We start from the raw sequence: 23,438 nt of genomic DNA, 5'->3' as shown, positions 1-23,438 counted from the left end.
TATGTGATGGATAAACCATCATCATAAAGAGAAACTATCGTTATCATCACAAAAATTAATCAATCTCACGATGAAAAGGGAGTTTTTAGCACTAAACAAGTGCAATTACTTCTTCCTTTTAATTACATAATCAAGGTAAATTTGGAGTGAAGAACGGATTGCTTCATCATGTACATACTTATCAATGAAGGTCTGTGCCTCTGCATGGAAGTCCCACATACGACGTTCAGCATACTCAATACCACCGCTTGCTTTTGCAAAATCAACCAATTTATCGATATCTTCGCGGGTCACCTCGTGGGCTTTCACCTTATGAGCCAAAGCAAGCATCTCCTCATTATTTGTCGAATTCAACGCATAAATGATTGGTAAAGTGAGCTTCCCTTCAGCCATATCGTTGCCCGTAGGCTTACCAATTTCAGCTTCAGAATCATAATAATCAAAGATATCATCACGAATCTGGAAGACAATTCCGAGATGTTTACCAAAGAGTCTTGCTGCTTCAACCTCCTCATCGCTTGCATTAGCCGACTCAGCACCAATAGCAGCACACGATTCAAAGAGCGCAGCTGTCTTACGTTCAATAATTTTATAATAAACCTCTTCGGTGATTTCCTTATTCTGAATATTCCACAACTGAAGAATCTCTCCATCGCTCAGCGTACGACCTAATTCTGCAAGGTAACGTACAATAATCTCTGAGTGCGTGTAACTAACATGAAGTAAGGCAGTTGAAAGCACGTAATCACCCACTAATACAGCCACCTTATTATCATAGTCAGCATTCACACTCGCCTGCCCTCTGCGAGCAGCCGCTTCATCAACGACATCGTCATGCACAAGTGAAGCCGTATGTAAAAGCTCTAATCCCACAGCCGCATGCTGTGTTGCTTCAGAAACCTTACCAAAGTTCTTAGCCATCAGAAGGATGAGAATAGGACGCATACGCTTCCCTGCTCGTTGCTTGATATGGTTCAAAACCGTACGCAACAAGCCATCTTCGTGGTCGAGAGCACGATTAAAAAGGTCGATGAAATCGCCTAATTCTGTCTCAATCGGCTGTTTTATGAGTGAAAGAGTATCCATTTTTGACTTTAAATTTGATACAAATTTACTCATTTTATCGGAGATTATGGAAGAAAATTAGTAATTTTACAGCTAAAAATAGAATAATTAGTTATGGCAAAACTCTTCCTTATTGACGCTTATGCGCTCATCTATCGTTCATACTACGCATTTATCAAAAGTCCACGTATCAACTCTAAGGGCTTGAATACATCTGCTGTTATGGGCTTTTGCAACACCCTGAACGAGGTTCTTACAAAGGAAAAGCCAACGCATATTGGTGTAGCATTCGATCATGGAAAGACTTTTCGCCATGACACCTTCCCTGAATACAAGGCGCAACGTGAGGAAACACCAGAAGATATCAAGCTTTCTGTTCCACTTATCAAGCAAGTGCTTGAGGCGATGCGTATTCCTATTCTACAAGTAGATGGTTTCGAAGCAGACGATATTATCGGTACTATAGCAACTCGCTTTGGATCCGATGGAATCGATACTTTTATGCTTACACCCGATAAAGACTATGGTCAACTCATTGGTCCTAACGTCTTTATGTATCGTCCTCGTCATGGTGGCGGATACGAAATATTAGGAGAAAAGGAGGTAGAAGCGAAGTATGGCATCCCTACCCCTGCCCAAGTCATTGACCTATTGGCGTTGATGGGCGACTCAGCAGATAACTTTCCGGGTTGTCCAGGTGTTGGAGAAAAAACCGCAGCCAAGTTAATCAATCAGTTTGGAAGCATTGACAATATGCTCCAACATACTGATGAGATTAAAGGTAAACTACGTGAGAAAGTTGAGAATGCCGTAGAAGATATTAAAATGTCAAAGTTCCTCGCAACGATTCGAACAGACGTTCCAATGCAACTTGACTTGGATGAACTCAAGGTTGAACAACCTGACGAGACCAAATTGCGTGCGATATTTGAGGAATTAGAGTTTAAGACACTTATTAACAAGTTTCTTAACAAAAGTGAAGTTAAGCCAAAAACAGACAATAATCAGCTTGATTTATTTGCAGAAAACACGACCAACGAGTCAGATGAGCCGAAAAATGCGAAATTTGAGAGCATAAAAACGACCCAACATGAATACAAACTCGTTGAAAATGAGGAAGAATTACGTCAGATTTGTGACTTTTTTATTACAAAAGGGTCTGTAAGTATAGACACAGAAACCACTTCTACGGATGCAATTAGTGCTGAATTGGTTGGTTTGAGCTTCTCGGTTGAAGAAAAGAAGGCTTTTTATGTACCTATCCCTGCTGACTATGAGGAAGCGACAAAATATGTCCAAATTTTCAAACCATTGTATGAAAGCGACAAAATAATGAAAATTGGACAGAACATCAAGTATGACTATGAAGTGTTGACCAGATATGGAGTGACACTACAAGGTAAGATGTTCGATACGATGATAGCCCACTATCTCATCCAACCAGAATTACATCATAATATGGACTACATGGCTGAGACACTGCTTGGCTATCAAACCATTCACATTGAAGAACTACTCGGTCCGAAAGGAAAGAAACAGAAGAATATGCGCGACCTCTCCCCTACTGACATCTATGAGTATGCTGCAGAGGACGCTGATATAACCTTGCGTCTGAAAAACGTACTTGAACCACGCTTGAAAGAGCTTGGCGTAGAAGAACTCTTCTGGAATATCGAGATGCCTTTGGTGCGTGTATTAGCTGATATGGAGCTAAATGGTGTATGCTTAGACACTGAAGCCCTGCAAGATACGTCAAAGATATTCACTGAACGTATGAAACAATACGAGCAGGAAATATATAAGGAGGCTGGAGAAGAATTCAATATCTCAAGCCCAAAACAAGTAGGTGACATCCTTTTTGGTAAGATGCAAATTATGGATAAGCCTAAGAAGACGAAGACAGGACAATATGTTACGAGCGAGGAGGTATTGCAGAGCCTTGAAAATAAGAGTCCTATCGTACGTAACATACTCAATTACAGAGGTATGAAGAAGCTTCTTAGCACTTATATAGATGCCCTTCCAAAGCTGATTAATCCACGTACAGGACATATCCACACATCGTTTAATCAGGCGCTTACAGCCACTGGGCGACTCTCGTCGAGTGATCCTAACTTACAGAATATTCCTGTGCGCACGGATGATGGTAAGGAGATTCGAAAGTGTTTCATCCCAGAAGAAGGCTGTCTGTTCTTTTCAGCCGATTATAGTCAGATAGAGTTGCGTATTATGGCACATCTTTCTGAAGACGAGAATATGATGGAGGCTTTCCGTGAGGGTCATGATATCCACCGTGCAACAGCTGCAAAGATATGGCATATAGATATTGATAAGGTGACTGATGCACAGCGAAAGAAGGCAAAACAAGCCAATTTCGGTATTATATATGGTATTACTACCTATGGACTTGCTCAGCGCATGGACATTCCAAATGGTGAAGCTAAAGAGCTGATAGAAGGCTATTTCCGCACTTTCCCAAAGGTACAAGCGTATATGGAACATGCTAAAGACGTGGCAAGAGCCAAGGGTTATGCTGAAACTCTCTTCCATCGCCGCCGTTATCTACCTGATATCAATAGTCGTAACGCCACTGTTCGTGGTTTCGCAGAGCGTAATGCCATCAATGCCCCAATACAAGGTACAGAGGCTGATATAATCAAGGTGGCAATGGTTCGCATTTGGGAACGCTTTAAGAAAGAAGGTATCCGCTCAAAGATGATTCTCCAAGTGCATGATGAACTTAACTTCTCTGTCTTCCCTGAGGAGCGTGAACAGGTGGAACGCATTGTTATCGAGGAGATGCAGAACGCTTATCCACTGAATGTCCCATTGATAGCTGATGCCGGATGGGGCAAGAACTGGTTGGAAGCACATTAAAAAAGAAGAAGCCTCCCCCTGCCCCTCCGAAGGGAGGGGAGTGCAGATAAAAGAGGGATGAGGATAGATAGAGAATCTATAGATGATTATTTTATAGACTATAATTTAATAGTAAGAAGAAGCCTCCCCCTGCCCCTCCGAAGGGAGGGGAGTGCAGACAAAAGAGGGATGAGGATAGATAGAGAATCTGTTAGCTCGTATTTTATAGGCTATAATTTAATAGTAAATAGACTATAATTAGACAATAAGTGCGAAAATGATGGTAAACTTCGAGCTTATAAAGCATAAATAAAGAGGCTAATAACGGCAAATAGAAATCGAAGAGATGAACTGCAAAATTGGTAAAAAGTATGAGGAAATAACTACCCTACCCTTCTGAGCGAATTACTTACATGAAGAAAAAGAATTATTTTCATGAAAAGAAATATTTATTTTCACGACAAAAAATATTTATTTTCATGAAAATAATTTAGAAAGAGGAGCAAAGTGGTAATCAAAAGATGATGAAGGGTTCTAGCATCTATCATAAAGAGAATACAAATAAAGGGCTTTCAGCAACTTGGAAGCAGTGTTAAAATATAGAAAAAAGCTATTCAATTAGCTTTTTTGGCGTAATTTTGCAATTTAATCAACCAGAGAAATTTGAATGAGTCTTACTAGTATAGTAAACAAGTTATATTTCCAACCGCGCCGTAAAGAGCTTGAACACTACGTAACGGATGGAGAGGCTATCCAGCGGGAAGTCATGCAATACCTCGTTGAGCGGGCAAAAGACACCGAATATGGTCGTAAACACCTGTTCTCAACGATTAAGTCATACGAGGACTTTGTACAGAATATTCCAGTCAATACATACGAAGAACTGAAGAGCGACATCGACCGTATGCGCCACGGAGAACGTAATATTCTATGGCCAGGACAGGTTAGATGGTATGCTAAGTCATCAGGTACAACCAACGATAAGAGTAAGTTTATTCCTGTTTCTCACGAGGGATTACAGACAATTCATTATCAAGGTGGTAAGGATGTTATCGCTTACTACCTTAGCAATCACCCAGAAAGTCGGCTCTTTAATGGCAAAGGACTCATCTTAGGTGGCAGTCATTCTCCAAATTATAATCAGTATAACTCGCTTGTAGGTGACCTCAGTGCTATCCTCATTGAGAATATCAATCCACTCGTAAATCTATGTCGTGTACCTAAGAAACAGACTGCTCTTCTAAGCGACTTTGAGGTAAAACGCGACCGAATTGCACACGAAACACTGAACCAGAATATCACTAATATATCAGGCGTTCCATCGTGGATGCTATCCGTATTGGTACGTGTGATGGAGCTGAGTGGTAAGAAACATTTAGAGGAGGTATGGCCAAATTTAGAGGTATTCTTCCACGGTGGTATTGCTTTCACGCCTTATCGTGAACAGTATGAACAGCTCATTACCAAGCAGGGCATGAACTATATGGAGACTTACAACGCTTCTGAGGGCTTCTTTGGTATACAAGATGACCCTACAGACAGCAGTATGTCGCTTATGCTTGACTATGGTGTCTTCTACGAGTTCTTTCCTATGGACGAGTTTGAGAGCGAACATCCGAATATCGTTCCATTGTCAGGTGTTGAAGTAGGTCGCAACTATGCGATGCTTATCAGTACTGCTTGCGGCCTTTGGAGATACGAGATTGGCGACACAGTGCAGTTCACTTCAACCAATCCTTATAAGTTCGTTATCACGGGTAGAACCAAGTATTTCATCAATGCCTTTGGTGAGGAACTCATCATGGACAATGCAGAGAAGGGACTTGAAGCTGCTTGTAAGGCTACTGGTGCTCAGATTTCTGACTACACCGCAGCGCCAATGTATATGGATGCGAAGGCAAAATGTCGTCATCAGTGGCTCATAGAATTTGCAAAAGAACCTTCTTCACTTGAAGAGTTTGCCAAAGTCCTCGATGACAAATTGCAAGAAATCAACTCTGATTATGAGGCAAAACGATTCCATAATATTACCCTCCAACCGCTAGAGATTATCGCTGCACGCAAAGATCTCTTCAACGATTGGCTCAAGATAAAGGGTAAACTCGGTGGTCAACATAAGATTCCACGCCTTTCTAACAGCCGTAACAACCTGGAGGAATTGCTGAGTATGAACCAGTAAAACGGAAGACGATAAAAGAATAAAACACCTTTAAAGGATAATAAAGTAAAAGGGTAAAAACGTAAAACAGCGATATGAAGAAGATAAAACAAAGATATTGCCAAGAAGTAATGGGTGGAAAGGATGACTTTCCAACTAAGGTCAGCCATTGCCTTTCGGTGTTTTACCATATAAATGTATTACCATTCTTCCTTTTTGCCTTCATACTTTTAGTCCTTTCTTCTTGTGCTAAGATGGGACAACCTGATGGTGGATGGTACGATGAGACGCCACCAAGAGTGTTAGGTGCCTCCCCTACTGAACGAGCAACCGACGTAAACAGTAAGAAGGTGAATATCTATTTCAACGAATTCATCAAGTTGGAGAACGCATCAGAGAAAGTAGTCGTCTCTCCCCCACAGCTTGAAGCCCCTGAAATTAAGGCTACAGGTAAACGCATCACCGTGGCTTTGCAAGACAAGTTACAGCCCAATACGACCTATACAATTGACTTCTCTGACGCCATCTCAGATAATAACGAGAACAATCCGTTAGGAAACTATACGTACAGCTTCTCTACAGGCGACCATATCGATACGCTTGAAGTGGCTGGTTATGTGTTAGAAGCTGATAATCTGGAACCTGTGAAAGGTATCCTCGTGGGGCTTTACAGCAATCTGAACGATACAGCTTTCCAGAAACAACCTATGCTTCGTGTCTCACGTACCGACAGTCGTGGTCGTTTCAGCATACGTGGTGTTGCCAAGGGCGACTATCGTATCTATGCTCTGCAGGACATGGATGGTAACTATATGTACAATCAGAAGAGTGAGAAGTTGGCTTTCACTCCCGAAGTCATTATGCCATCATGGAAACCAGACATTCGACAAGACACGCTCTGGATTGACTCCTTGCACATCAAAGACATCAAACAGGTTCCTTACACCCACTTCCTCCCCGATGATGTGGTGCTGAATTCCTTTACACCTACGCAAACAGACCGTTACTTCCTCAAGTCTGAACGTAAGGACCCTAACCATTTTACGCTCTTCTTTAGCTATGGTGATGCCGACCTTCCACAGATAACAGGACTCAATTTTAACGCTAAAGATGCCTTCATAACAGAGCCAAGTCTGAATCAAGATACCATCATCTATTGGCTTCGTGATACGGCCCTCGTCAATCAAGATACACTGCGAATGCAGATGCTTTATAACATGACGGACAGTGCGGGTAAACTCGGCCCTAAGACTGATACGTTAGAGATTCTCTCAAAGATACCATATGCGAAACGATTGAAGCAGAAGAAAGAAGAATACGACAAATGGAAAAAGAAGCAGGACAAGGCAAAAGAACGTGGAAAAGACTTTGAAACAGAGATGCCTGTCACGCCTTTGGAAGTTAGATATAATGTTGCCTCGCAAATGGATCCGGACCAGAATCCAACATTCGAACTCCCTACTCCACTTGCCAAGACTGATACCTCCAAGATTCATCTCTACGAAAAGATAGACTCCCTGTGGTATCGAACGAAGTATAAATTCGGTGCTGAACCCGGAAAGCCACGCTCGCTAAAACTCGTCAGCACATGGGATCCAGGACATGAATATAGTCTTGAGGTGGATTCTGCAGCCTTCATTGATATCTATGGGAAGGTCTCTGCGAAGTATAAACAGGGTATTCGCATTCCATTGATGGACGAATATAGTACGCTGACAATGACTTTACAAAATATGGAGGGCAAGAACTGCCTGCTACAGTTGCTTAACGAAAGCGACAAGCCAGTGAAAGAGGTGTATGCAAAGAATAACCAAGCAACCTTCCACTACGTAAAGCCTGGCAACTACTATCTGCGTCTTATCGTTGATGATAACGACAACGGCAAATGGGATACAGGCGATTATGCAACCCAGCGGCAGCCCGAAGCCGTTTATTACTACCCGAAAGCTATTGAGTGTAAGGCAAAGCGTGATGTGCAAGGAACGTGGAATCCACGTCAACTCCCACTCTACAAGCAGAAGCCAGCAGCCATAACAAAGCAGAAGGCTGATGCACAACGCAAGATAAAGAGACGTAACGCTGAACGCGCTCGCAGTCTTGATATCCCACTACCTGACGAATTTCTCAACTCGGGTCAGTAGAAAAGTCAGAAGCTAAAACATAAGAAACATAGCTTTAGTAACACAAAACTGTACGATAAACGCCCTCGTCTATCCCATCCCATATTAAGGATGAGGATGCTCGAGGGCACTTTCGTTACCTCAATTTATTATTACATGTTATCAAAGCCGTATAACCCATGAAGCAGAAGATAAATACTATTCAAAAGAATAGGACATACAGAGGCTGAATAAGGAAGGTAAAAGCAACAAGAAAACAGCGTTATTTCTGTAAAAAGAATTAACTTTGTAGGAAATTACATCGACTATGGAAAAAGAAAACACCCCTCACTTGATTACTGTAATCATACCAGTTTATAACGCAGAAGACACACTTCGTGCATGTGTACAAAGTGTTTTAGAACAATCTTATCCAGAGTTTGAGTTGATTTTAGTGGACGATGGTAGCCCTGACAAAAGTGGCGTTATCTGCGATGAATACACCAGTCACGATAACGTTACCATCATTCACCAACAGAACAAAGGCAGAACAGCCGCCAGATACGAGGGTGTAAAGCTGGCAAAAAGCGAGTGGATAACTTTTGTTGACGCTGATGACGAACTGGAACCTTATGCACTTTCACGTTTTTCAGAACGTATTAACAACAAAACAGATATTATTTTTGGTAACGGACAGTCTCTACCTATTCAAGAAAACGAGACTATAGATATTCATACTTTCCGACATCTTACAGTGCTCGCAGAAGGTACGATTGGCGTTCCTTGGGGCAGTCTATTCAGAAAGGAGTTACTCACCCCGTCTGTTTTCGACCTACCAAAGGAGTTAGAGATGGGCGAAGACTATATCTATTGGCTGCGAATGATTTTCCATACTGAACAACCTGTTGCTATCATTAAGGAAAACCTCTACCATAAAGGGGATGAGCATACAAGCCATAACTACCATTGGACAGCTGCTTATTGCCATCTGCTCAACAGCTTACGTATGAAGGCTATACCTGGCGAACTGCAAAAGGAGTTCCTTACAGATACCATTACGGACCGAATAGCCAATCTCTTCGCAGTTTCTTTGTGTGAGCCTCGCAAGAAATGGATACACCATCCGTTTTATACTGAACTTCGAGCAGATATGGAAAAAGAAGGTATCTCATTCACAACTAGACAGAAGCTTTTTCTATTCCTACTTAATCGCAGGTTCCGCCGATTGTACACTCAGCTCTCAAAACAGATACATAGGGGAGGATAAAGGGTAGGAGAGTATCCCATATGAAGATTTGCAAATTCCAATATAAGACAATATAGGCAGCTTTCTGCTATGAAATCTTGAGCCGAGAGATCATTTCCAAGTATCGCCCCAATCGACTATTACGATAGCTGTAAAGCAGCTTATAGACTAAGAAAGACCCATAAACGCCTGTCAGAAAAGCAAGGATAATATAAACAACATTATCAAAATGAGTGAATCGCATAAGAATTTGTAAACTCAATGCGTGAAAGATTCCATGGTATAGATAAATAGTGTAAGAGGCTAGAGAGAGGTGAATGAGGAAATGAAGCTTATATTTTGCGTATAAGCACACTAAAGCAACTGACATAAGAATACATCCATAACAAGAAATAAGCCCGCTATAGAGAATGAATTCGCCTTATATCAAAAGATTGGATTATATTCCACCTTTGACTTCATAGCCTCTATTAATTAACCACTGCAACCTTACAAACAGTGCCATTGTCGCCGTTCTCATCGGCAGTCTGTACCATATAAACGCCTGAAGCAACACGTTTGCCGTTCTTATCTTTACCATCCCAGACGAAAGAACCACCATTACTCGTACCTTCAGCAACGAGAGTTCCATTGGTTGTTACAATCTTCACATCAACATTCATTGCCAATCCGACAATCGTGATAAGACCCGTATAACCCGGTTTGACAGGGTTTGGATAGGCGTAGGTGATCTCATCATTAGGTGACTCTATAGGCTTTGTCGCATCACTCATGTATGAACAGAGACCCTGATCAGTAGCAAAGAACACTTCACCTGTTACTTCATTGAGAGAAATAGACAGAATATTATTAGACAACAAATTACTATTAGAAGCGGTAAAGTGCTGCAACTGTTTCATATTATCGGCACTAATGAGATAGACACCATTGTCTTTAGTACCAAACCACTTACGTCCTCCGCCATCAATGCCTATAGCAGTGATATCAAGACCAGCGAGAAGATAGTCCGCAAGATTAGTTCCATCGTTACGCGGAACCTTAACTTGTACAAAGCGATAGTTCTCCTGTTCGTTCATCTGAGATCGCTGAAGAAGCATAGGGCCAGCCGTCGTTCCCATCCAGATATTCTGATCTAAATCTTCAGCCCAGCAATGTACAGCTCTAATATCAACGTTCGTTCCATCCTCATTGATAAAACGAGTATAGGCATTCAGCTTATCATTCTTTGGGTCATAAGAGAAGAGTCCCGGCTGAATCCAGTGGTCATTACAGAACCAAAGGAGATTATGACTATCTAAACGCATCTGTGACATGTCAGAGAGTCCAACCCCATCTTTCATCAATTCCGGTTTACTAAAGGATGTCATCTGCCCATCTTTCGACACACGAATAAGGTTTTCTTTCTTCGTTTGGTTATTGAGTACCCACAGATTACCTTCACTATCGTAAGCCAATCCATAGACAAGTACATAATCATTACCCAGTTCTCTGCCTCTGTCCATAGCTCCTTGCAGGATGCTATTGTCCTTGTTATAAAAGGCAACCATCTTACCAGACATAAACTCATAGAGTCCTGTTCGTGCTCCTACATACACATGATTGCTATTGCGAGGGTCTATTGCTACCGCCTTTGTTCCTATATAAGGATAACCCGTACGAGTAGAGAAGTTGTCTTCGAAGAAGTCCCAATCATCACCCTGTAACACCTGTACAATGCCCTGATTCTCCCAGTTTTTAGCAATGGGATCATAGTTACCGCCAGTACTATAAAGACGATTGTTATGGAAAGAAGTCCATATAAAGGTGTTACGCTTTGGGCCACCGGGACTGAGTATTTTGGCCTGTGCTAGTAGGGTAGCGTCAACTGTACGTGGACGTTCAACATATCCTCCGACATTCGTCCAGTTGTTTTTATCGAGAAGATTATCAGACAAAGCAGCACGATACAAGCCGTTACTCTGACTGGCAGCATAGATATAATTGCCTTCGATGTAGCTGTAATTAATAGGGAAAGAGAGATTATAACTATCAGTTATCTCCGTTTTAGCAACATTAAGTTTGACAAGTCCGAAACCAGTTGAGAGATAACAATAGACACCAGACATATCTATACCATAGATGGTCTTGTCTGCCATTGATGTTTTCAGGTAGTAATCAGGTAGGTTTGTCACATTCCCTCTATCGTCCAGCAGGTCGATATTATTATCTGCATAGATGATAACCAACCTACGTGCCGTCTTATTCCAAGCAATGAAGTGGATATCAGTGTCATTCAATCCGTTGACCTTATCATACGTCTTTATACTTTGGTCATTTTTGTTATACGTATAAAGACTATTAGAAGCAAGCACATAGAGTTTGTTACCTACTTCTTCAACCCATTGTACGTTGTTGTAAGAAAGATAGTTTTTCCATGTTCCTACACCTCCAGCAAGGGCAGTAGCAACCAGAGAAAAGAATAAAACAAGCGATAGGGAATATCTTTTTATTGTCATATAGCATTCTTTGTGTAATGTAAATAATACAACAGCTTATACACATTAAACCAAAAAACGCTCGGTTTATTGCCTAAGAGGTTATTCTTTATAGGTGAAGAAAGGAACTTGTAAGCGAATGAGAAGAGGGAAATTAGGTGTAAACGCTCTATTTGGTCCGCTTTATCGAGTAATCGAGAATAGCCTTTCAGCTCGTTCCTAAACGCAAAGAGCGTACGTAAAGCTTCTTCTGTCTTGGCAAGATAACTGGCGTTATCCTCAAAATCACAAAAGAGTACAGGATTGTTTATATGCTTTACTGCCACCTGTTGCTGCTGAAATCGTTTGCCCAAAAGTACATCTTCATAACCATAATGGTTGATCTGTTCATCGTAAGGTTGCTCCCCTAAGACCGAGAGATACACAAGAATATTCGTTGCCAAGTGCTGATAAGGATGGCTTTGCCGACTCTCAATGGTATTAATAGCCTCGCTTTCGCATTCGTAACGATATCTAAGATTACCTTTCCATTGGTCGGGATTACCACCAATCTTGATTCCACCCACCACAACATCACCATCTGTCTGCAGATAGTTACGGATAAAAGAAGGATTATCCAAGGATAAATCGCCATCAATAAAGAGCAGTCTGTCACCTTTTGCCTGCGTCACAAGGAAGTTACGGATAGCCGAACGTCCCACATTCTTCTCCCTGATGATATAACGAACGTGGGGGAGGGTAGTTATAGTTTTGTTGGCTTCTACGAGGCGGTGACTCGTAGCATTGAACACTGAAGGAGCCGATAACGAGCCATCATCAGCCACAATAATTTCAAAGTCTACCTTACATTCCACGCACTGCCGATGTAACTCTGTCACCAAAGCTACACAATTACAGTTGTAAACAGGAAGAAGAATAGACAACATAGCAGATATTAAATGGTTATATTCCTAACGTCAAACAAGCAACACATGGCTACGTAGCTTCGAATCGGAGCTTGCCAAGCTAACAAAAGCAGCCCTTTTCAGCCGTTATATCAGCCTATAAGCAGAATAAAGGAACTTCCTTCTTCAAATTATTTTCATGAAAAGAAATTCTTTTTTACGTGAAAAGAAATATTTTTTTCATGAGAAGAAATATTTATTTTCATGAAAATAATTCGGGAAAGGGTGATTATCGAAGTCTAAAAGGGGGCTTTAACGGTTTTACTTTGTTACTTCTTTCCCCCTTAAAAGCCCCTTTAACCTTTTTACTCTTTTATCCTTTCAGCCTTTCTAAGTATTCCGCCAACTTCTTCACAGCCCTTGCACGGTGTGAAATTTGATTCTTTATCTCCTCTCCCAGCTGTGCAAAGCTCTTGTCATAACCTTCTGGAATGAAGATAGGATCATATCCGAAGCCTTCAGTACCATGCTTCTCCTTAGCGATTGTGCCATCAACTTTACCCTCAAACTGATGTTCCACACCATCGATGATAAGTGAGATTACCGTACGGAAACAAGCCTTACGATTCGTCTGACCATCTAACTTTGTCAACAGCTTACGCATGTTTGCCTCGCTATCGTGGTCAGTCCCCTCTGCATAGCGTGCTGAATGTACGCCAGGTTCACCACCGAGTGCTTCCACCTCAAGTCCTGTATCATCCGCAAAGCAGTTTTGATTGTAGTGTTCAACAACGTAAGTAGATTTCTGACGTGCATTCTCTTCCAGTGTTGCTCCAGTCTCAGGGATATCCTCATGACAGCCTATTTCAGCCAGAGAGACAATTTCAAAGTCCTTTCCGAGGATATCTTTTATCTCCTCCAGCTTGTGTTTATTATTTGTTGCAAATACTATTTTCATCTTTATAAAACATTTTTTACGCCAGAAAAAGCCATGTTTGAGAGTCTCAAATCTTCATCCTACAACAAGGACGCACGGTTCGTATGTCCTTAAAAGCTTATCGTCAGTGGGCACACGAGCCGTGCGTCCCTGCTAATTAGCGACTGGAACACAGCTCTTCAGCATCTTTATTTCTGTTCATTCGCAGGCTTTTTCATGGCTTCAGCCAACTTCTTTTCCTGCTTTTTCATTTCCTTTTAGCCTTAATCTTTATCTGATCGAAACCTTCACCATAGACGCCAATAACAGAACTTTGACTCACGAAAGCTGTTGGGTCAACCATCTTAATAATGCGGAAGATAGTCTTACTCTCGTTACGCTTTGCCAACAAGCAGATAACTTTCATATCATTGCCCGTGTACCAACCATGCCCATCAAGGATAGTCAGCGCATGCTCGGTCTCCTCAACAATGGCATTGGCTATTTCCTCATGTTTCCAAGAGAAGATCATGAACTGAACTGACTCACGACGCATATTCATCACATGATCTAACATAAAACACTCGATGAACATTGTACAGTAACCAAATACCATCTTATGCAAGCGTTCCATGATATCACCAAATTGAGGGAAGAACAAACAACTACCCACAATCAAGATGTCAACGCCCATTAAGACCTGTCCTAACGAGATATCGTGATACTTATTGACACAGGCAGCAATGATATCCGTACCACCCGTACTTCCATTATTAAGGAAGACGATTGCCAATCCCGTACCCGTAAGGCTACAACCAATAATCAACGACATAAAAGCTTGTCCCTCACCAAGCATCTTAACAAAGTGTCCTTGTGCATCTCTTGGCATTAAGTCCTGTGCAAAAATCAACAGGAAATAAAGTGCAAAGATGGCATAGATAGTCTTCATTAAGAACTTAAAGCCCAGGATTTTCAGAGCAACTATCAACAACGAAATGTTGATAATCATATAGGTATTCTGTATCTTAAAGCCCGTAGCATAGTAGATTACAGCCGACATACCCGTCACTCCACCCGTTACAATCTCGTAAGGCATTAAGAAAATAGTGAAGGCTGCAGCATAGATAATTAAGCCAACGGTCAGGAAAAAGTAATCTTTGGCTTCAGAACGAATAAGTTGTTGATCAATAGTCATAGGAGGTACAAATGGTTAATAGGAAGAGGGTGTATCGAAACGTGGCTGTAAAGCTTATTCATACACTGACATTATTCCTGTTAGCTGTTAACTTTGTGAAAGAAATAAAGCGTTGCATCCTTATTTCCATACAGCCTCTTCGTTGATTGTTAAATACTTATTTACAAACGATGTTGATAATCTTCTTCGGCACAACGATAATCTTAACGATTGTCTTTCCGTCGATATAATGCTGACTGCGTTCGTCTTCCAACGCACGCTTCTCAATATCTTCCTTCGTAGCATCAGCGGGGAAGGTCATCTGGAAACGTGCCTTACCATTGAAAGATACAGTCAGCTGCACCTCATTCTCTACGAGATAAGACTCGTCCCATGCTGGCCATTCAACATCGAAGACACTCTTTGTCTCGCCACCCAACTGCTCCCATAGCTCTTCTGCCATGTGAGGTGCGAATGGAGCGATGACAATAACCATCTTCTTCAACAGTTCACGATTAGCACACTTCTGCTGTCCAAGTTCGTTGACACAAATCATAAACGCTGAAACAGCTGTGTTGTAAGAGAACTGCTCAATATCGCCTGTCACCTTCTTGATAAGCTTATGAACACTCTTCAATGAGTCCTTTGATGGCTCATCATCAGTGAGATCCTGCTGATAAAGCTTCCAGAACTTCTTCAAGAAACGGAAACAACCATCGATACCGTTCGTATCCCAAGGCTTACTTGCCTCTACAGGACCGAGGAACATTTCGTAAAGACGGAGGGTGTCTGCGCCATACTGCTCAACAATCACATCTGGATTGACAACGTTGAACATTGACTTAGACATCTTCTCTACCGCCCAACCGCATTTGTAGGTGGTGGGTGATGAATTTTGGGTGTTGATGAAATCTGATAATGATGTGCCATCTTCGAAGATGAATTCAGCATTGTTATACTCTGGACGCCATGCTTTGAAAGCCTCAACATCCAATACATCAGCATGAACAATGTTCACATCAACATGGATAGGAGTAGTATCGTACTTGTCTTTCTGCCCTAAACTGACAAAGACTGGTGCCTTTGAGTGGTCGTCAGAGTTAATACGATAAACGAAGTTAGAGCGTCCTTGAATCATTCCTTGGTTCACCAACTTCTCGTATGGCTCCTCTTTACAGCTAGTACCAATATCGAAGAGGAACTTATTCCAGAAACGACTGTAAATCAAGTGACCTGTTGCATGCTCTGTACCACCTACATAGAGATCTACATTCTGCCAATACTCATCAGCCTTCTTACCCACTAATGCCTCGTCATTATGTGGGTCCATGTAACGAAGATAGTATGCTGAGCTACCAGCAAAGCCCGGCATCGTATTCAACTCCAATGGGAATACAGTCTTATCGTCAACCAATGACTTCTCAACAACCTTACGTTCTGCCTCATTCCAAGCCCAAACCTTTGCACGACCCAATGGTGGTTCGCCGCTTTCTGTTGGTTCATACTTGTCGATTTCAGGCAATTCAAGTGGCAAACACTCCTCTGGTATCATATAAGGCATCCCCTGCTTGTAATAGACTGGGAATGGTTCACCCCAGTAACGCTGGCGTGAGAAGATAGCATCACGCAAACGATAGTTCACCTTCACACGACCGATACCCTTCTCAGTAACAAACTGCTTGGTCTTGGCAATAGCCTCCTTCACCGTAAGACCATTGAGAGAGAAGTCGTCCATACTCTCTTTTCCTGCAGCAGGAGAGTTGGTTACGATTCCTTCCTTTGCATCAAAGCTCTCTTCAGAGACATCAGCACCCTCAATCAATGGGATGATAGGGAGGTTGAAATGCTTTGCAAAGGCATAGTCACGACTGTCGTGAGCAGGCACAGCCATAATCGCTCCTGTTCCATATCCAGCTAAAACATACTCTGAAATCCAAATAGGAATCTGCTCGCCAGTGAATGGATTGATACCGTATGAGCCAGAGAAGACACCTGTCACCTTACGGTCTGACATACGCTCTAACTCTGTGCGCTTCTTTACATACGCCAAATACTCCTCTACTTCAGCCTTCTGAGCCTCTGAAGTAAGTTCTGAAACGAGTTCTGACTCTGGTGCCAATACCATGAAGCTAACACCAAACATCGTATCAGCACGCGTGGTAAAGATAGTGAACTTACCCTCTTTCTGACCCTCACCAGTTGGTGTAAGGTATTTGAATTCAACTTCTGTACCCTCAGAACGACCAATCCAGTTCTTCTGTGTCTCCTTAATTGAGTCAGACCAGTTGACTGTCTCCAATCCATCAAGCAATCGCTGTGAATAGGCTGACACACGAAGACACCACTGCTTCATCAACTTCTGTACGACAGGATAGCCTCCACGCTCGCTCACACCATTGACAACCTCGTCATTGGCAAGCACTGTTCCAAGTCCCGGACACCAGTTTACCATTGTCTCACCGAGGTAAGCAATACGATAGTTCATCAACTTCTCCTGCTGTTCCAGCTCGTCCATGCTTGTCCAGTCACGTGCTGAGAAAATCAGTTCCTCGCTCTGTGCGACATTAAGGTTCAATGTTCCTTCTTCTTCAAAGTGGCGAACAAGGTCCTTGATAGGCATTGCCTTCTTTTGTGTATAGTCATAATAAGACTCAAACATACGCTCGAAAGCCCACTGTGTCCAGTGATAATAACGTGGGTCACAGGTGCGTACCTCACGATCCCAGTCGAAACTGAAACCTATCTTATCCAACTGCTCACGGTAACGAGCAATGTTCGTGTCGGTTGTCAGCTGTGGATGCTGACCCGTCTGAATGGCATACTGCTCAGCAGGAAGTCCGTAAGCATCATATCCCATAGGGTTCAACACGTTGAAACCCTTCAGTCGCTTATAGCGTGCATAGATGTCACTTGCAATGTAACCCAATGGATGTCCGACGTGCAATCCAGCTCCTGATGGATAAGGGAACATATTAAGTACATAGAACTTCTGCTTGTTCTCGTCCTCAACAACTTTGTAGGTCTTATTCTCAACCCACTTCTGTTGCCATTTCTTCTCAATGTCTATGAAGTTGTATTCCATTCTTATTTCTATTATAACTAATGTGCAAATTTACAAAAAGTTTCCGTAAAACACTTCGTTTCGATGGGAATTATAGAACGAAAAAATATAATATTCTTTGTTTACTTAGGGCAGAATAAGCCCTTTATAACCATAAACTGCTCTTATCTTAACTACATATTGCATGACTTTCACTCCTCCGCACCATGCGTGCAGAGCCTCATTACGTCAGTAGTTAAGAGTAGGAATAGGGGGATTTGATGTTACATTAAACCATTGGTAAGGTTCTATTGACAAACAGATATGAACAAAATCTTATCAAACCACTATTAATCAATACATTAAAAGGAGGATTCATTCCGTTTGACAATCTGCTCTATAACCGAACACTGTGTGCTTTTCTGCATTGTAATCTTCTTGCATATAAATAAAGAAAAAACACTAAAAAGGAGTCAAATATGGGACATAAAGACAAGAAAGTAAAAATATTTTTGAAATGAATTGCAACTTATTAAGAAAAAACATATCTTTGCATCATATTGATAACTATAAACTTAACGCTTTGACTATGTGGAATAAATCAATACTATTACTCACTGCTTGCATCTCTGCAACAGCCCTATCAGCCCAGAACACAACTAAAACAGACTCCACAAAGACACAGAAGTTGGAGGAAGTCGTCGTAGCACAAAGGCGCCAGCTTATCAAGAATGATATTGACAAGCTAACCTATGACGTGCAGCATGACAAGACTGCACAGACGAAGACGACCTTAGAAATACTCAAGAAAATACCCCTTGTCACCGTTGACGGACAAGAAAACATCAGGGTTCAAGGCTCTACAAGTTTTAAGGTGTATAGGAACGGTCATCCTGACCCAAGTCTTTCTGGGCAGAACCTTAAGGATATTCTCAAGGCAATACCTGCTTCTACGATCAAAAGGATTGAGGTTATCACTGATCCCGGTGCCAAGTATGATGCTGAAGGGACTACAGCTATCCTCAACATCGTTATGATGAGCAATACTAAACTACAAGGAATATCAGGCAATGTGAACTCGAATATTGACTCTTATGGCTCTGTAAGACTTGGTACTTATCTGACCACAAAGGTGGGAAAACTTACGACATCCGTCAATTATAACTATGCAAACCAAAACAAGAACCAGACAGAAAATTATAGAGATAAAGTCTATAACTACGTAAAAACAGGCGAGCAAAGACGTGAATATGGAAACAATCATACTGGTGCAAAAATACATTTCGGCAATATCAATGCCAGTTACGAGATTGATTCACTCAACCTGATGACCGCATCAACCAATTTCTTCGGCTATAAAACCGATGCTAACACACAGAGCACGAATGAACTATGGAACAAGAATAACCAACTGATTTACAAATTCAATAATGATATGACCACACCGGGTTACTCATATCTTAATCTTGGAGGACGTTTGGACTATCAACATAAGACTCATTTAGATGGAGAAGTGCTTACAATCTCTTATATGCTGGCTGCCACACGATCGCACTCTACATTCCGTCAAGCATATAGCAATATGGTAAACTTCCCTGTCAGCTATACAAGTTACGACCGGAACACCCGTGAACGCTTCACGGAACATACCTTCCAGATTGACTATGTACGACCCTTTGGAAAACACCACAAGATAGAAAGTGGAACGAAATATATTCTTCGCTACAACAACAGTACGTCATTAATGGACTATCAAGGGACTACACCTGACATGGAAAGCAAGTTCAAGCATAACGCACAAGTAGCAGCTGCATACCTGTCATATATCCTCACCGCTGGTAAATGGGCTGCCCGTGCAGGCTTAAGATATGAACTTACCCACATGAAAGCATCCTATCCTGATGGTAGTAATGCTGATTTCCACACTAATCTCAATGACTGGGTACCATCAGCAAGCCTACAATACAAGATTAGTGATGGACAAACGCTGAAATTAAGCTATAACACCAGCATCAACAGACCCGGCATCGGCTATCTTAATCCAGCCGTAATCAGTACGCCAACAACAGAATCCTTTGGTAATGCAAACTTAGGAAGCAGCCGTAACCAAAAGCTACAACTTGAATATATGCTGGTTGCACCAAAATTCACATTGCAACTTAATCCCTATTATTCATTTACCAACAATGGTATCGCTCACATCATGTATGAGCAGAACCACAAAAATGTCTATACGTATCAGAACATACTGAAAAGCAAAGTCTTTGGTATTTCATCCTACACAGAATGGACTCCTTTCACCGGAACATCGTTTACACTCAATGCTTCCATGCGTTATGCCCGAATCACCTTACCCACACCTTATCTCAAGAACAGCGGATGCGGTGGTGGTATCTACTTTAATTGGGAGCAGAAAATACCATGGAAATTAACGTTGTCAACCAGTATTGGAGGTGAATATGGCAACAGAGTTTACAACCCGTATGCCATTGAAGGGCACTGGTTCTATTATGATTTTACATTGACTCGTCGCTTCCTTAAAGACAAACTAACAGTATCTTTGTCAGCAGAATCGCCTTTCATCAAAGAAAGATCAAGTACTTATCGTATTGTTCAAGGCGATTATACTGGTTATGAACGTGCTGTTATGAAACCTAAATGCTTTGGAATCCGTCTTTCATGGAACTTTGGTAAGTTAAAAGCAAGCGTCAAGAAGGCAGAACGAAGCATTCAGAATGATGACTTAGTAGGCGGAGGAAAGAAGTAGAAACAGGTCGTCAGGACTGTATAACATACGTTATTTGGCTTGATGAATGTCGTAAATTTAAGTCCAAAGAATGGTTTTTAATCACCCATTTTAGCATAGAAAATCAATAGATAGACCCTCTTTTGAGGATTAAGATACTTATCAAGAGCGAATTATTTTCATGAAGAAAAACATTTATTTACGTGAAAAGAAATATTTTTTTACGTGAAAAAAAATATTTTTCTTCATGAAAATAATTTAGAAATAGGTAACTATAGGTAGGCTCACAAGGGGAAATTAGGAAATAAAACGGCAACTTTAAACACTATTTTTATGCCCTATTAAAAACGTATTCATACCTACAAACAAATCACCTTACGAGTAATTATTTACCACAAACAACTTGTCAACTCGTCAACCCGTTAACTCATTAACTTTCTGTCAGTTTCTTTTGCCATTATAATAAAAAAGGAGTATCTTTGCGAAAGACAAATATAGATACCCTTTAGACAAGTATTTCTCCTCCTTCTCTACTCGAAAGAGAGGAGTAAGAGAGGATATTTTACGCTTATGGCAACACATCCTTTATGGTCTGATGACTATTGGCTACTACTCCTACAGCTTTACCTAAAAAAGCCAGAGGGAATGAAACCGATGTATTCACGTGCATTGGTAGATCTCAGTTTGGAGCTACACATACCACCAAAGAACCTTTATGAACAGCTTTTTAAGTTGCGACATCGTGATATGCCCATCATTAATCTGATTTGGGAGACGTACGGAGAGAACACACGAAAGCTCAACAAAGACGTAAAAAAGCTGCGATCGATGAAGGGATTTGGCCAGCCAAGGGAGTTCTATGATGGTGTAAAGGTACGCGAAACCTTTGAACATGACTTCCTTCCAGTGGAAGGGGCTACGGAGTTGAAGCCTTTTATGCTCATTATGATTCTCGACCTCTATTTCCGTCTTACTCCTATTACAATGGCAGCGGAGACACCTGAGGTGATAGACCTTGCTAAGCTGATGAAGATAAAGCCACAAAGAGTTGTTGAGGTAATGGATGTGTTCCAATTCTGCGACCCCTATCTGAACCGTGACGACCTCATGATATCACCCTTACTATTGCCTTGTCAGGAGGTATGGAACCGCTATGGAAATGACAACCCTCAGAAACTTTCTGCCCTTGCAGCACAATTAAAGGAATATTTCACTTGATTATACTTGTTTTTTAGTACTTTTGTAGCACAATTCAGGTAAACAATGGCACAGGAACAAGTACAAATTCAGACCCAGAAACAACAACAAGTGCAGCGTCTCTCACAACAGCAGATGCTGCAAGTAAAGTTGTTGGAGATGCCACTGACAGAATTAGAGGAAAGTGTCAATGCCGAACTCGATGATAATCCTGCCTTAGAAGCAGGAGGGGAGGAGACCGATAGCATTGATAACAACGATACTGTAGAGCATTCAGAAGACGATGATTTCGACACGTTGCAGGAGCGTGAGGAGCGACAAGATGCGCTCGACTCGGCATTAGAGCGTATGCGTTCGGATGATGATCTTCCTACATACGATTCAAGACAGCAACGAAATAATGCTGAATATGAGGAGATTGTGTATGGAGACACAACTTCCTTCATTGATAAACTCAATGAGCAGGTGGGAGAAAGAGAGCTTACTGAACGGCAGAAGAGTATCTTGGAGTATCTTATCGGTAGTCTTGATGATGACGGACTCTTGCGAAAAGACCTCGATAGTATCAGCGATGAGTTGGCTATCTACTATGGGATTGACGCATCTACTAAGGAATTAGAAGAGGTACTGAAGATTCTGCAGGACTTTGACCCAGCTGGTATCGGTGCAAGAAACTTGCAAGAATGTCTCCTCCTGCAGATAGACCGTAAGGTTGAGAATGGAGAATGGGAGCGCAACGGACATCTGTACAAGTATATCCATACCATCCTTACTCATTATTTTGAAGCTTTCACTAAAAAACACTGGGACAAGATTCAAAGCGCTCTCTCACTATCCGACCTACAAGTAGAAGCACTTCAACGCGAGATTCGGAAGCTGAATCCAAAGCCAGGCTCATCCATGGGCGAGACGCAAGGACGTAACGTACAACAGATAACACCCGACTTTATCGTTGATACGGAAGATGATGGTACGGTGACATTCACCTTAAACCATGGTAATCTGCCAGAGCTCCACGTCTCACAAACCTTCAATGACATGCTGGATACTTACCGCAACAACAAAGCCGGTATGAACCGACAGGAGAAGGAAGCACTGCTCTATATAAAAGAAAAGGTTGACAAGGCACAAGGCTTCATCGAAGCGATAAAGCAAAGACGCCATACGCTACAGATAACGATGAAGGCTATTATCGACATACAACGGAAGTTCTTCCAAGATGGAGATGAGGCAGACCTCAGACCTATGATTCTCAAAGATATTGCCGACCGAACAGGACTGGATATCTCAACCATATCACGTGTGAGCAACATCAAGTATGCACAGACACGATGGGGTACCTTCCCACTACGTTTCTTCTTTACTGACAGCTATACTACGGAGGATGGTGAGGAGATGTCAACACGTAAAATCAAGTTGGCACTCAAAGAAGTTATCGACCAAGAGGATAAACGTAAGCCGCTCAGTGATGATACACTTGCTAAGGTGATGAAAGAAAAAGGATTCCCCATAGCACGTCGCACAGTAGCCAAGTATCGCGAACAGCTTGGATTACCTGTTGCAAGACTTAGGAAAGAGTGATA

The 23,438-nt window shown here is 41.8% G+C and carries 13 protein-coding genes; 7 read left to right on the top strand and 6 right to left on the bottom strand.

Features of this window, described 5'->3' with window-relative positions; translation table 11 throughout:
• Nucleotides 1–105: 105 nt before the first annotated feature.
• Nucleotides 106–1,086: a polyprenyl synthetase family protein gene (locus tag J4856_RS12920; protein ID WP_025838395.1), complete on the bottom strand. Its 981-nt coding sequence runs from the start codon at nucleotides 1,084–1,086 to the stop codon at nucleotides 106–108.
• A gap of 93 nt (nucleotides 1,087–1,179) precedes the next feature.
• Here J4856_RS12920 and polA point away from each other — a divergent pair, with 93 nt between their 5' ends.
• From polA to J4856_RS12900, 4 genes are all read left to right on the top strand, one after another.
• Complete coding sequence (gene polA / locus J4856_RS12915) at nucleotides 1,180–3,942, top strand: DNA polymerase I (protein WP_065367652.1); 2,763 nt, start codon at nucleotides 1,180–1,182, stop codon at nucleotides 3,940–3,942.
• Nucleotides 3,943–4,588: 646 nt separating this feature from the next.
• Entirely contained in the window at nucleotides 4,589–6,100 is a 1,512-nt protein-coding gene (locus J4856_RS12910; protein ID WP_025838393.1) for a GH3 auxin-responsive promoter family protein, read from the top strand.
• A gap of 74 nt (nucleotides 6,101–6,174) precedes the next feature.
• On the top strand, nucleotides 6,175–8,220 hold the full coding sequence (locus tag J4856_RS12905) for an Ig-like domain-containing protein (protein WP_025838390.1): 2,046 nt from the start codon (nucleotides 6,175–6,177) through the stop codon (nucleotides 8,218–8,220).
• Between the two features lie 286 nt (nucleotides 8,221–8,506).
• Complete coding sequence (locus J4856_RS12900; RefSeq protein WP_044081136.1) at nucleotides 8,507–9,445, top strand: glycosyltransferase family 2 protein; 939 nt, start codon at nucleotides 8,507–8,509, stop codon at nucleotides 9,443–9,445.
• Nucleotides 9,446–9,894: 449 nt separating this feature from the next.
• On the opposite strand, the gene porZ is transcribed toward J4856_RS12900, so the two are convergent.
• The 5 genes from porZ to J4856_RS12875 all read right to left on the bottom strand — a co-directional run bounded on the left by porZ (nucleotide 9,895) and on the right by J4856_RS12875 (nucleotide 17,954).
• On the bottom strand, nucleotides 9,895–11,919 hold the full coding sequence (porZ, locus tag J4856_RS12895) for a type IX secretion system anionic LPS delivery protein PorZ (RefSeq protein ID WP_065367653.1): 2,025 nt from the start codon (nucleotides 11,917–11,919) through the stop codon (nucleotides 9,895–9,897).
• Nucleotides 11,916–12,824, bottom strand: a complete 909-nt coding sequence (locus J4856_RS12890; RefSeq protein WP_025838387.1) for a glycosyltransferase family 2 protein — start codon at nucleotides 12,822–12,824, stop codon at nucleotides 11,916–11,918. The genes porZ and J4856_RS12890 overlap by 4 nt, the downstream gene beginning before the upstream one ends.
• A gap of 331 nt (nucleotides 12,825–13,155) precedes the next feature.
• The gene (locus J4856_RS12885) at nucleotides 13,156–13,740 is read right to left on the bottom strand and encodes a non-canonical purine NTP diphosphatase (protein WP_025838385.1); all 585 of its coding nucleotides are present in this window, start codon (nucleotides 13,738–13,740) and stop codon (nucleotides 13,156–13,158) included.
• 226 nt (nucleotides 13,741–13,966) lie between these two features.
• Nucleotides 13,967–14,893 (bottom strand): YitT family protein, encoded by a 927-nt coding sequence (locus J4856_RS12880; RefSeq protein ID WP_211817821.1) that lies wholly within the window; start codon nucleotides 14,891–14,893, stop codon nucleotides 13,967–13,969.
• 157 nt (nucleotides 14,894–15,050) lie between these two features.
• Nucleotides 15,051–17,954: a leucine--tRNA ligase gene (locus J4856_RS12875; protein ID WP_065367655.1), complete on the bottom strand. Its 2,904-nt coding sequence runs from the start codon at nucleotides 17,952–17,954 to the stop codon at nucleotides 15,051–15,053.
• A 547-nt stretch (nucleotides 17,955–18,501) separates the two neighbouring features.
• Here J4856_RS12875 and J4856_RS12870 point away from each other — a divergent pair.
• From J4856_RS12870 to rpoN, 3 genes are all read left to right on the top strand, one after another.
• Nucleotides 18,502–20,679, top strand: coding sequence for an outer membrane beta-barrel family protein (locus J4856_RS12870; RefSeq protein ID WP_025838383.1), 2,178 nt, complete (start codon nucleotides 18,502–18,504; stop codon nucleotides 20,677–20,679).
• Nucleotides 20,680–21,228: 549 nt separating this feature from the next.
• Nucleotides 21,229–21,876 (top strand): hypothetical protein, encoded by a 648-nt coding sequence (locus tag J4856_RS12865; protein ID WP_065367656.1) that lies wholly within the window; start codon nucleotides 21,229–21,231, stop codon nucleotides 21,874–21,876.
• Nucleotides 21,877–21,921: 45 nt separating this feature from the next.
• A complete protein-coding gene (rpoN, locus tag J4856_RS12860) occupies nucleotides 21,922–23,436 on the top strand; it encodes an RNA polymerase factor sigma-54 (protein WP_065367657.1) in 1,515 nt (504 codons plus the stop codon).
• Nucleotides 23,437–23,438: the final 2 nt, after the last annotated feature.

This window comes from Prevotella scopos JCM 17725 (assembly GCF_018127785.1).
Taxonomy (GTDB): Bacteria; Bacteroidota; Bacteroidia; order Bacteroidales; family Bacteroidaceae; genus Prevotella; species Prevotella scopos.
The sequence above is the reverse complement of the archived record's forward strand: the minus strand, read 5'-3'. Positions and strand labels throughout refer to the sequence as shown.

What these genes read in the sequence shown, in the direction of transcription:
- J4856_RS12920 (WP_025838395.1), bottom strand. Translation starts at nt 1,086, where the DNA reads ATGGATACTCTTTCACTCATAAAACAGCCGATTGAGACAGAATTAGGC.
- polA (WP_065367652.1), top strand. Translation starts at nt 1,180, where the DNA reads ATGGCAAAACTCTTCCTTATTGACGCTTATGCGCTCATCTATCGTTCA.
- J4856_RS12910 (WP_025838393.1), top strand. Translation starts at nt 4,589, where the DNA reads ATGAGTCTTACTAGTATAGTAAACAAGTTATATTTCCAACCGCGCCGT.
- J4856_RS12905 (WP_025838390.1), top strand. Translation starts at nt 6,175, where the DNA reads ATGAAGAAGATAAAACAAAGATATTGCCAAGAAGTAATGGGTGGAAAG.
- J4856_RS12900 (WP_044081136.1), top strand. Translation starts at nt 8,507, where the DNA reads ATGGAAAAAGAAAACACCCCTCACTTGATTACTGTAATCATACCAGTT.
- porZ (WP_065367653.1), bottom strand. Translation starts at nt 11,919, where the DNA reads ATGACAATAAAAAGATATTCCCTATCGCTTGTTTTATTCTTTTCTCTG.
- J4856_RS12890 (WP_025838387.1), bottom strand. Translation starts at nt 12,824, where the DNA reads ATGTTGTCTATTCTTCTTCCTGTTTACAACTGTAATTGTGTAGCTTTG.
- J4856_RS12885 (WP_025838385.1), bottom strand. Translation starts at nt 13,740, where the DNA reads ATGAAAATAGTATTTGCAACAAATAATAAACACAAGCTGGAGGAGATA.
- J4856_RS12880 (WP_211817821.1), bottom strand. Translation starts at nt 14,893, where the DNA reads ATGACTATTGATCAACAACTTATTCGTTCTGAAGCCAAAGATTACTTT.
- J4856_RS12875 (WP_065367655.1), bottom strand. Translation starts at nt 17,954, where the DNA reads ATGGAATACAACTTCATAGACATTGAGAAGAAATGGCAACAGAAGTGG.
- J4856_RS12870 (WP_025838383.1), top strand. Translation starts at nt 18,502, where the DNA reads ATGTGGAATAAATCAATACTATTACTCACTGCTTGCATCTCTGCAACA.
- J4856_RS12865 (WP_065367656.1), top strand. Translation starts at nt 21,229, where the DNA reads ATGGCAACACATCCTTTATGGTCTGATGACTATTGGCTACTACTCCTA.
- rpoN (WP_065367657.1), top strand. Translation starts at nt 21,922, where the DNA reads ATGGCACAGGAACAAGTACAAATTCAGACCCAGAAACAACAACAAGTG.